At 71.5% G+C, this 11083-nt stretch carries 1 protein-coding gene; it reads left to right on the top strand.

The genetic code is table 11. The features are described from left to right. Positions 1-11083, top strand: an 11083-nt coding sequence (locus ACIBSV_RS50330; protein WP_395874688.1) for an SDR family NAD(P)-dependent oxidoreductase, incomplete at both ends; no start/stop codon positions are given.

The following is an 11083-nucleotide window of genomic DNA, read 5'->3' as shown; positions in this document are numbered from 1 at the left end:
GGCGTTGACCGAGGACCGGTTGCACAGTGTGCTGCGCGCCAAGGTCGACGGCGCGGTGAACCTGCACGAACTGACCCGCGATCTCGACCTCTCCGCCTTCGTCCTCTTCTCCTCCGCCGCGAGTGTGTTCGGCAACAGCGGTCAGGCCAACTACGCGGCGGCGAACGCATTCCTCGACGCCCTGGCGGAGCACCGCCACGCGTCCGGCAGGCCCTCGATCTCCGTGGGCTGGGGCCCATGGGCGCAGTCCAGTGGCCTGACCCGTGCCACGGAGAACAGCGTGGCGTCCGGTGCCCTTCGGCGCGGGGTCCGGGCGCTCACGAACGAGGAGGGGCTCGCCCTCTTCGACGCCGCGCTGCGCTCCGATGCGGCACACCTTCTCCCAATTCTGTTGGACCCGGCGGCACTACGGACCCGGGCGGCCTCGGGTGTACTGCCGGACGTGCTGCGCAACCTGGTGCGCACGACAAGCCGGCGGATCGCGGCGGGCGCGGCGGACTCCGGCGGATCCGCACTCGCGTCGCGCCTGGCGGTGCTCGACGAGGAGGCGCGCGAGGTCGAGATCCTCAACCTGGTCAGGACGAACGTCTCACTCGTGTTGGGTCACGAGTCGGGGGAGGCGGTGGGCGCGGGGCGGGCGTTCAAGGATCTCGGGTTCGATTCGATGTTGGCGGTGGATCTGCGGAACCGGTTGAGTGCGGTGACGGGTCTGCGGTTGCCGGCGACGTTGGTCTTCGACCATCCGACTCCGGCGGCGATCGCCGCCTTCGTGCGGGGGGAGTTGCTCGGTTCCGACGCTGTCGTCGTGAGCCCGTCGTCCGTTATGGCGGCGGTCGACGGTGATCCCGTGGTGATCGTGGGGATGGCATGCCGTTACCCGGGCGGGGTCGCCTCGCCGGAAGACCTGTGGGACCTCGTCGCATCGGGACGGGACGCGATCTCCGGGTTCCCCGACGACCGGGGCTGGGACCTGGAGAATCTGTACGACCCCGACCCCGCGGCCTCGGGGAAGAGCTACGCCTCCGAGGGTGGATTCCTCTACGACGCAGGGCAGTTCGACGCCGGGTTCTTCGGGATCTCGCCGCGTGAGGCGTTGGCGATGGATCCGCAGCAGCGGTTGCTTCTGGAGACGTCGTGGGAGGCGTTCGAGCGGGCCGGGATCGACCCGGCCGGGTTGAGCGGCAGCCAGACCGGCGTCTTCGCCGGCGTCATGTACCACGACTACGCCGACGGCACGGGACCGGTGAACGCCGAGGTCGAGGGCTACACGCTGACCGGGAAGTCGGGCAGCGCCGTCTCCGGCCGGGTCGCGTACACCTTCGGGTTCGAGGGCCCGGCGGTGACCGTCGACACGGCGTGCTCGTCGTCGTTGGTGGCGCTGCACCTGGCCGGTCAGGCGCTGCGCAGCGGCGAGTGCTCGATGGCCCTCGTCGGCGGGGTGACGGTGATGTCGACTCCCGAGGTGTTCGTCGAGTTCAGTCGCCAGCGTGGTCTGTCGCCGGACGGGCGCTGCAAGGCGTTCTCGGCCGCCGCGGACGGTACGGGCTGGTCCGAGGGTGTGGGTGTGCTGCTGGTGGAGCGGCTGTCCGACGCGCGGCGCAACGGCCACCGGGTGCTGGCGACGGTACGCGGCACGGCGGTCAACCAGGACGGCGCGAGCAACGGCCTGACCGCGCCCAACGGCCCCTCCCAGCAGCGGGTGATCCGGCAGGCGCTCGCCAACGCCGGCCTGAACAGCCGCGACGTGGACGTGGTGGAGGCGCACGGGACGGGGACGACGTTGGGCGACCCGATCGAGGCGCAGGCCCTGATCGCGGCCTACGGCCAGGGTCGTCGCGACGAACAGCCGCTGTATCTCGGGTCGTTGAAGTCGAACATCGGTCACGCGCAGGCCGCCGCGGGCGTCGCCGGAGTGATCAAGATGGTCATGGCGATGCGCGAGGGCGTACTGCCGCAGACGCTGCACGTCAACGAGCCCTCGCCGCACGTGGATTGGTCGGTCGGAGCCGTCGAGCTGCTGACGGAGGCCCGCGCGTGGCCCGAGACGGGTCGCCCTCGCCGGGCCGGTGTGTCGTCCTTCGGCGCCAGCGGAACCAACGCGCACGTCGTACTGGAGCATGCGGCGGCGACACCTGTGCCGGCGACCGCGCCGGACGCTACGAGCGCCCCCGCGACCACGCTGCCGTTCGTGGTGTCGGCCGGGTCGCAGGGTGCGTTGCGAGTGCAGGCCGGTCGGTTGGCCGGGTTCGTGGCGGCGCAGGCGGAGATCGAGCCGGTCGAGGTGGCGTACGCGCTGTTTGCCTCCCGGTCGGCGCTGGAGCACCGGGGTGTCGTACTGGGAGTGGATCGCGCGGAGTTGACGTCCGGTCTGGAGGCGCTCGGCACGGGGGAGACCGTGCCGGGTGTCGTCTCCGGCACGGCCCGTTCGGTGAGCCGGCCGGTGCTGGTGTTCCCGGGTCAGGGGTCGCAGTGGTTGGGGATGGCTGCCGGGTTGCTGGATTCGTCGGCGGTGTTCGCCGGGCGGATCGCGGAGTGTGAGGGGGCGCTCGCGCCGTTTGTGGATTGGTCGTTGACGTCGGTTCTGCGGTCGGAGTCGGAGGAGTGGCTGGGTCGGGTCGATGTGGTGCAGCCGGTGTTGTGGGCGGTGATGGTGTCGCTTGCCGAGCTGTGGCGTTCGTTCGGGGTGGAGCCGGGCGCGGTCGTGGGGCATTCGCAGGGGGAGATCGCGGCCGCGTGTGTCGCGGGGGCGTTGTCCTTGGCGGATGCGGCGAAGGTCGTGGCGTTGCGGAGCCGGGCGATCCTGGAGTTGGCGGGTTCCGGCGGCATGGCGTCGGTCGGGGTGCCGGTGGAGCGGGTGATCGAGTTGTTGGCGCCGTTCGAGGGTCGGGTGTCGGTGGCGGCGGTGAACGGCCCGGCGTCGGTGACGGTGGCGGGTGAGTCGGCCGCGCTGGCGGAGTTGCTCGCCGAGTGCGATGCGCGGGGTGTGTGGGCGCGTCGGGTGCCGGTGGACTACGCGTCGCACTCGGTACAGGTCGAGTCGATTCGAGAGCGGTTGCTGACGGAACTGTCGGATGTCGAACCGATGGCGCCGACCATCCCGTTCTATTCGGCGGTCACGGCCGAGCGGCTGGAGACCACCGCCCTCGACGCGAACTACTGGTACACCAACCTCCGGCAAACCGTCCGCTTCGAGGAGACCGTTCGGCTGCTTCTTCGGCAGGGGCACGACGCCTTCGTCGAGGTGAGTGCCCACCCCGTGCTGACCACGGCGATCGAGGACACGATCGAGTCCGCCGACGTCCAGGCCGTGGTGCTGGGCACGCTGCGCCGAGGCGAGGGTGGACCGGAGCGCTTCACCACCGCGCTGGCGGAGGCGTACGTCAACGGCCTCGCCGTGGACTGGTCGCCGCTACTGGGCAACCACGACCGCGGCCTTGTGCACGTCGACCTGCCGACATACGCCTTCCAGCACGAGCGCTACTGGCTGGAACGTACGGTCTCGAACGGTGACGCACGCGGATTCGGCCAGGCCGAGGCGGACCATCCACTGCTCGGCGCGGCGGTGCAACTCGGTGGCGGGCAAGGCGCCGTACTGACCGGCCGGATCTCGCTCCGGTCGCACGCCTGGCTGCGCGACCACGCGGTCAACGGGACGGTGCTGCTGCCCGGCACCGCGTTCGTGGAGCTGGCGATCCGGGCCGGGGACGAGGTCGGCTGCGGTGGGATCGCCGAACTCGCTCTGGAAGCACCGCTGGTGATTCCCGAGCGGGAAGCCGTGCAGATCCAGGTGATCGTGGACGCCCCCGATGACGGCGGACAGCGCGGCGTATCCGTATACGGACGGGCCCAGAGCGGCGGAGCCCTGGACGACGCCTGGACCCGACACGCCTCCGGTGTGCTGGCGCCGTCCCTTGCCGAAGCAGTGGACGAATTCGGACCATGGCCGCCCGCCGGTGCGCAATCCGTGGCCCTGGACGGCTTCTACGCCGACTTGGCGGCCACCGGATACGGTTACGGTCCGGCGTTCCAGGGCTTGCGCGCGGCCTGGCGTTCGGGCGACGACGTATACGCCGAGGTGTCGCTCCCGGCCGAACAGGTCCGCGACGCCGAGCGGTTCGGACTCCATCCGGCGCTGCTGGACGCCGCTCTCCACGCCGCCGGCCGCACCAGTCTGGGCGCCGCCGAGGCGGGCACGGTCCGGCTGCCCTTCGTGTGGACGGACGCCACGCTGCACGCGACCGGCGCCACCGCGCTGCGGGTTCGACTGACCGTCACGGGTACCGACACCCTGGCAGTGCACGCGGCCGACTCCTCCGGCCGGCCGGTGTTCTCCGCGCGGGGCCTGACCGTGCGACCGATGGCACCGGACCGGCTCGACCTGGTCCGCGACCCCGCGCACGACGCACTCTTCCTCGTCGACTGGACCCCGGTCGAACCGACGGAGATCACGACCGGTACCTGGGCCGTGCTCGGGTCGGACGCGGCGGAGTCGGTCGACCGGCTGCGTGCCGGGAACGTCCGCGCCGAGGCGTACACCGACCTGCATGCGGTCGGCGAGATCGATGGCGCCGTTCCGGACGTCGTCGCGGTCACGTTCCTTCCTCCGGCCGACATGGTCGAGTCCGAAGAGCGCGCCGCGCCCGGGACGGCGGACGCGGTGGTGGAGACGCTCACGGGCGTCCTCGCCATAGTCCAACAGTGGCTGGCAGACCAGCGTTTCGCTTCCTCTCGGCTGGTGGCCGTGACGCGCGGTGCGATCCGGACCGCTGACGGTTCCGGAGCCGCAGACCTCGTGCACGCCCCGCTCTGGGGGCTGCTGCGCAGCGCGCAGAGCGAGCACCCGGGCCGCTTCGTCCTCGTCGATCTCGACCCCGACGACCCGTCCCTCGCCGCGCTTCCCGCAGCCCTGTCCTGCGCGGAACCACAGGTCGCGGTCCGCGACGGCGCCCTGCTGGCACCGCGGTTGGCCCGTACCGCGTCGGGCGCCGGTCTGGTTTCCCCGCCCTCCGGCGCCTGGCGCCTGGAGACGGCCCGGGCGGGCACCCTGTCGAATTTGGCCCTCCTGCCCGCCCCGGAGGCGGAACGGCCGCTGGACCCGATCGAGGTGCGGATCGCCGTCCACGCGGCAGGGGTCAACTTCCGCGACGTGCTGATCGGGCACGGCATGGTGCCGAATCAGACCGGCATGGGCAGCGAGGGCGCCGGCGTCGTCACGGAGGTCGGTTCGGAGGTATCGGGATTCGCGGTCGGTGACCGGGTGTTCGGGATGTTCCGGGACGCATTCGGTCCGGTGGCGGTGGCCGACAGCCGGATGACGGCCGCGGTTCCCGAGGCTTGGTCGTTCGAGCGGGCGGCGTCGGTGCCGGTGGTGTTCCTGACGGCGTATTACGGCTTGGTGGAGTTGGGTGGTCTGCGGGCCGGTGAGTCGGTGTTGGTTCATGCCGGTGCGGGTGGGGTGGGGATGGCGGCGGTGCAGATCGCGCGTCATCTGGGTGCCGAGGTGTTCGCGACGGCGAGTGAGGGCAAGTGGGACACTCTGCGATCGCTGGGTCTGGACGACGCCCACATCGCCGATTCCCGCACGCTCGACTTCGAGGAGCACATCCGTACGGCCACCGGTGGGCGTGGTGTGGATGTGGTGTTGAACTCTCTCGCGGGTGAGTTCGTGGACGCCTCGTTGCGGCTCCTGGCCGATGGTGGCCGGTTGTTGGAGATGGGCAAGACCGACATCCGGGATGCGGAGGCGGTGCGGGTCGGGTATCCGGGGGTCTCGTATCAGGCGTACGACCTGCTGGACGCGGGGCCGGAGCGGATCGGGAAGCTGCTCGGCGACCTCTTGGGGTGGTTCGGGTCGGGTGCGCTGGTGCCGATCACGGTGCGGTCGTGGGATGTGCGGCGGGCGCCGGAGGCGTTCCGGTTCATGGCGCAGGCCAGGCACACCGGGAAGCTCGTACTGCGGATGCCGGTGCCGCTCGATCCGGGTGGAACCGTCCTGATCACCGGCGGCACGGGCACCCTGGGGGGCCTGGTGGCCCGCCATCTGGTCACCCGACACGGCGTGCGCAACCTCGTACTGGCGAGCCGGCGCGGCCCCGATGCCTCTGGCGCAGTCGAGTTGAAGGCCGAACTCACCGGTCTCGGCGCCCGGGTGGTCCTGGAAGCGTGCGATGCGGCCGATCGGGAAGCCCTCGCCGCACTCCTGGCGCGGATCCCCGTCGGCGCGCCGCTCACGGCGGTTGTCCATGCCACCGGTGTCCTGGACGACGGCCTGATCGAGTCGATGACCCCCGAGAGCCTGGAACGTGTGCTGCGATCCAAGGTCGACGGCGCGGTCAACCTGCACGAACTCACTGCCCACCACGACCTCTCCGCCTTCGTCCTCTTCTCCTCCCTCGCCGGCGTGCTCGGCAACGTCGGCCAAGCGGGCTATGCGGCGGCCAACACCTTCCTGGACGCCCTCGCGGGACAGCGGCACGCGGACGGCCTTCCGGGGAGTTCCGTGTCGTGGGGCCTGTGGGCCGACGCGAGTGGCATGACCGGGCAACTCGGCCGGCAGGACCTCGCCAGGATGCACCGCTCCGGCATCGCCGCGATGACGGCCGAACAGGGCCTCGGGTTGCTCGACGCCACCCTGAACTTCGACGAACCGCATTTCGTGGCAGCCAGGTTGGTGCACACCGCGCTTCGCACCCAAGCCGCGGCCGGTGTGCTGCCCAGGCTCCTCCAGGGCCTCGTTCGCACCCGCGGGGCGCGCCGTGCCGTCGAGACGGTCGGCGGCGGACAGCACAACCCGCTGGTTCGCGAGCTTCAGGCGGTCACGGACGCCGAGCAGACCCACATCCTGGTCGATCTGATCCGCGCCAACGTCGCTGCGGTCCTCGGCCACGGTTCCGCCGGATCGACGGACGCGGGACACGCGTTCAAGGATCTCGGCTTCGACTCGCTCACCTCCGTCGAGTTGCGTAACCGCCTCAACACGGCCACCGGGCTGCGACTGCCGACCACCCTCGTGTTCGACCACCCGACCCCGCTCGCCCTCGCCGGGTTCCTCCGCGGCGAGTTGCTCGGCACGGCCGGTGCCGTCGCGATCCCGGTCTCCGGGCCCGCCGTGGACGACGCGGCGATCGCGATCGTCGGCATGGCCTGCCGGTTCCCCGGTGGGGTCGGTTCGCCGGAGGATCTGTGGCGCCTGGTGGCCGACGGCGGCGACGCGATCGCCGGCTTCCCGACCGACCGTGGCTGGGACCTGGACGGTCTGTATGACCCGAACCCCGAGCGGCACGGCAAGAGTTACGTCCGTACCGGTGGATTCCTGGACGACGTGGCCGACTTCGACGCCGAGTTCTTCGGCATCTCGCCGCGTGAGGCGCTCGCGATGGACCCGCAACAGCGGCTGCTGATGGAGTCTTCGTGGGAGGCGATCGAGCGGGCCGGGATCGACCCGGCCACGCTGCGCGGCAGCCGGACCGGCGTGTTCTTCGGCATGCTCGCCAAGGACTACGCCACGCGCCTCGACCGTACGCCCGAGGACGTCGAGGGCTACCTGGGCACCGGAAACGCCGGCAGCGTCGGCTCCGGCCGAGTCGCGTATACCTTCGGCCTCGAAGGCCCGGCGGTGAGCGTCGACACGGCGTGCTCGTCCTCGCTGGTGAGCCTGCACCTGGCCGCGCAGGCGCTGCGCGGCGGCGACTGCTCGATGGCACTGGTCGGCGGCGTCAGCGTGATGCCGACCCCGGGCCTGTTCGTCGAGTTCAGCCGCCAACGGGGCCTTGCGTCGGACGGCCGCAGCAAGGCGTTCTCCTCGACCGCCGACGGCACGAGTTGGTCCGAGGGCGTCGGGGTGCTCTTGGTGGAGCGGCTCTCGGACGCCGAGCGCAACGGCCACCGGGTGCTGGCGGTGGTCCGCGGCACCGCGATCAATCAGGACGGTGCCAGCAACGGCCTGGCCGCGCCCAGCGGGCCCTCGCAGCAGCGGGTGATCCGGCAGGCGTTGGCGAATGCGGGGTTGAGCGCGCAGGACGTGGACGCCGTCGAGGCGCACGGCACCGGTACGACGCTCGGCGACCCGATCGAGGCCCAGGCGATCATCGCCACCTACGGCCAGGACCGTGCGCCCGGCTTCCCGCTGTGGCTCGGCTCGCTGAAGTCGAACCTCGGTCACGGCCAAGCGGTTTCCGGCATCGCCGGGGTGATCAAGACGGTGATGGCGCTGCGCGAGGGCCTGCTGCCCAAGACGCTGCACGTGGCCGAGCCGACTCCGCACGTGGACTGGACGGCGGGCGACGTCGAGTTGCTGACCGAGGCACGGGAGTGGCCGGACACGGGCCGGCCGCGCCGGGCGGGCGTCTCCTCCTTCGGGATCAGCGGTACGAACGCGCACGTGGTGCTGGAGCAGGCACCCGTCGGGGAGCCCGCGATCGAGCCGTCGGCCACGGGCGGGCCTCCCGGTACGGCTCTGCCGTTCCTGCTGTCGGGCAAGTCGGCGGCCGCCCTGGGCGGGCAGGCGCTGCGGTTGGCCGACTTCGTGGGCGAACGGGAGGCGGCGGACCCGGCCGAGGTGGCATCGGCGCTGTTCGCGTCACGCTCGGTGTTGGAGTACCGGGGTGTCGTACTGGCTGCGGATCGGGCCGAGTTGGCGTCCGGGTTGGCGGCGCTGGCGGCAGGGGAGCCCGGATCGCGTGTGCTTTCGGGTGTGGCGAGGTCTTCGGGACGCACTGTGCTGGTGTTCCCGGGTCAGGGGTCGCAGTGGTTGGGGATGGCTGCCGGGTTGCTGGATTCGTCGGCGGTGTTCGCCGGGCGGATCGCGGAGTGTGAGGGGGCGCTCGCGCCTTTTGTGGATTGGTCGTTGACGTCGGTTCTGCGGTCGGACTCGGAGGAGTGGCTGGGTCGGGTCGATGTGGTGCAGCCGGTGTTGTGGGCGGTGATGGTGTCGCTTGCCGAGTTGTGGCGTTCGTTCGGGGTGGAGCCGGGCGCGGTCGTGGGGCATTCGCAGGGGGAGATCGCGGCCGCGTGTGTCGCGGGGGCGTTGTCCTTGGCGGATGCGGCGAAGGTCGTGGCGTTGCGGAGCCGGGCGATCCTGGAGTTGGCGGGTTCCGGCGGCATGGCGTCGGTCGGGGTGCCGGTGGAGCGGGTGATCGAGCTGTTGGCGCCGTTCGACGCTCGGGTGTCGGTGGCGGCGGTGAACGGCCCGGCGTCGGTGACGGTGGCGGGTGAGTCGGCTGCGCTGGCGGAGTTGCTCGCCGAGTGCGATGCGCGGGGTGTGTGGGCGCGTCGGGTGTCGGTGGACTACGCGTCGCACTCGGTGCAGGTCGAATCGATCCGCGAACGGCTCTTGACGGAACTGGCCGACATCGAACCGATGGCGCCGACCGTCCCGTTCTTTTCGGCGGTGACCGCGGAGCGGCTGCAGACCACCGCGCTGGACGCCACCTACTGGTACACCAACCTTCGCCGGACGGTCCGCTTCGAGGAGACGATCCGCCTCCTCCTGAGCCAGGGCTTCGACACCTTCATCGAGGCCAGTGCGCATCCGGTGCTCACCACCCCGGTGGAGAGCACGATCGAATCCGCCGGTGCCCAGGCCGTGGTCCTGGGCACGCTGCGCCGGGACGAGGGTGGCCTGAACCGCTTCACCACAGCACTCGCCGAAGCGCACGTGAACGGTCTCGCCGTGGACTGGTCGCCGCTGCTGGGCGACCGCGATCGCGACCGCAGTACCGCGGACGTCGATCTGCCGACCTACGCCTTCCAGCGCCGCCGCTACTGGCTGCAAGCCCCTCCCGGGGTGCGCGGGGATCTCGGCGCGGTGGGGTTGCTGGACGCGGAGCACCCGTTGGTCGGCGCCTGCGTGTCCGGCGTGGACGGCGGCGTGCTGCTGACCGGGCGGCTGTCGCTGTCCGCGCAGCCGTGGCTGACGGACCACGCGGTGGCCGGGACGGTGCTGCTACCGGGAGCGGCCTTTGTGGAACTGGCGGTACGGGCCGGGGACACCGCCGGGTGCGGCCGGGTGGACGAACTGACGCTTCAGGCACCGCTGGCCGTCCCCGAGCACGGGACCGTGGCGGTCCAAGTCGTCGTGTCCGCCCCGGACGAGGCGGGCGGTCGGGCCGTCTCGGTCCACTCGCGGACCGGCGACGAGGACTTGGGCGCCGAGTGGACCTGCCACGCGGTCGGCCGACTCTCCGATCAGCCGTTTGCCGCACCCGAGGTCGTCGGTGCCGACGGCGCCTGGCCCCCGGCCGGCGCCCGGCCGGTGGACCTGGACGGTTTCTACCCGGACCTGGCGGCACGCGGATACGAGTACGGACCGGCGTTCCAGGGGCTCACCTCGGCCTGGCAGCTCGGCGAAGACGTCTACGCCGATGTGGCGCTGCCGGCCGAACACCGGGACGATGCCGCCCGCTTCGGGCTTCACCCGGCGCTGCTCGACGCCGCGCTGCACGCCATCGTGACGGCGGGGCAGCCGGGCGCGGACGACGGACGGTTGCGACTGCCGTTCTCGTGGTCCGGGGTTGCCCTGTCCGCGACCGGTGCCGTTGCCGCCCGGGTACGGATATCCCGGCTCGACGCGGACACCGTCGCACTGGACTTCGCGGACACCGGCGGGCAACCCTTCGCCCGGGTTGCCGCGTTGACCCTGCGGCCGGTCGAGGCGGAGCAACTGCGCGAGTCCGTCGGCGTCAAGGATCCGTTGTACGCCGTCGAGTGGGTACCTGTGACCTGCACGGAGCCCACCGCCGTGCTCGCGGACACCGCCGTGCTCGGCCCGGATCCGTTCGGACTGTTGTCCGCGAGCCTGGCGACGACCGGCTACCCGGACCTCGCCGACCTGACGGCGGCACTCGATGCGGGCACGCCTGTTCCGGCGACGGTCCTCATGCCGTGTGTCGGCGGCCCGTCCGGGTCCTCCCCGGACGTCGAGGCCGTGCACGCCGCCACGGCACGGGTATTGCTCGATCTGCGCACATGGTTGGCTGATCCGCGCCTGACCGCCTCGCGGTTGGTGGTGGTGACGCGGGGTGCGGTGGGTGTCGGGCCGGGTTCGGTGGTGTCGGATCTGGCGTGGTCGGCGGTGTGGGGGTTG

Origin of the sequence: Embleya sp. NPDC050154, assembly GCF_044460165.1 — a bacterium.
Taxonomy (GTDB): domain Bacteria; phylum Actinomycetota; class Actinomycetes; order Streptomycetales; family Streptomycetaceae; genus Embleya.
This window is presented reverse-complemented; position numbering and strand designations above follow the sequence as displayed.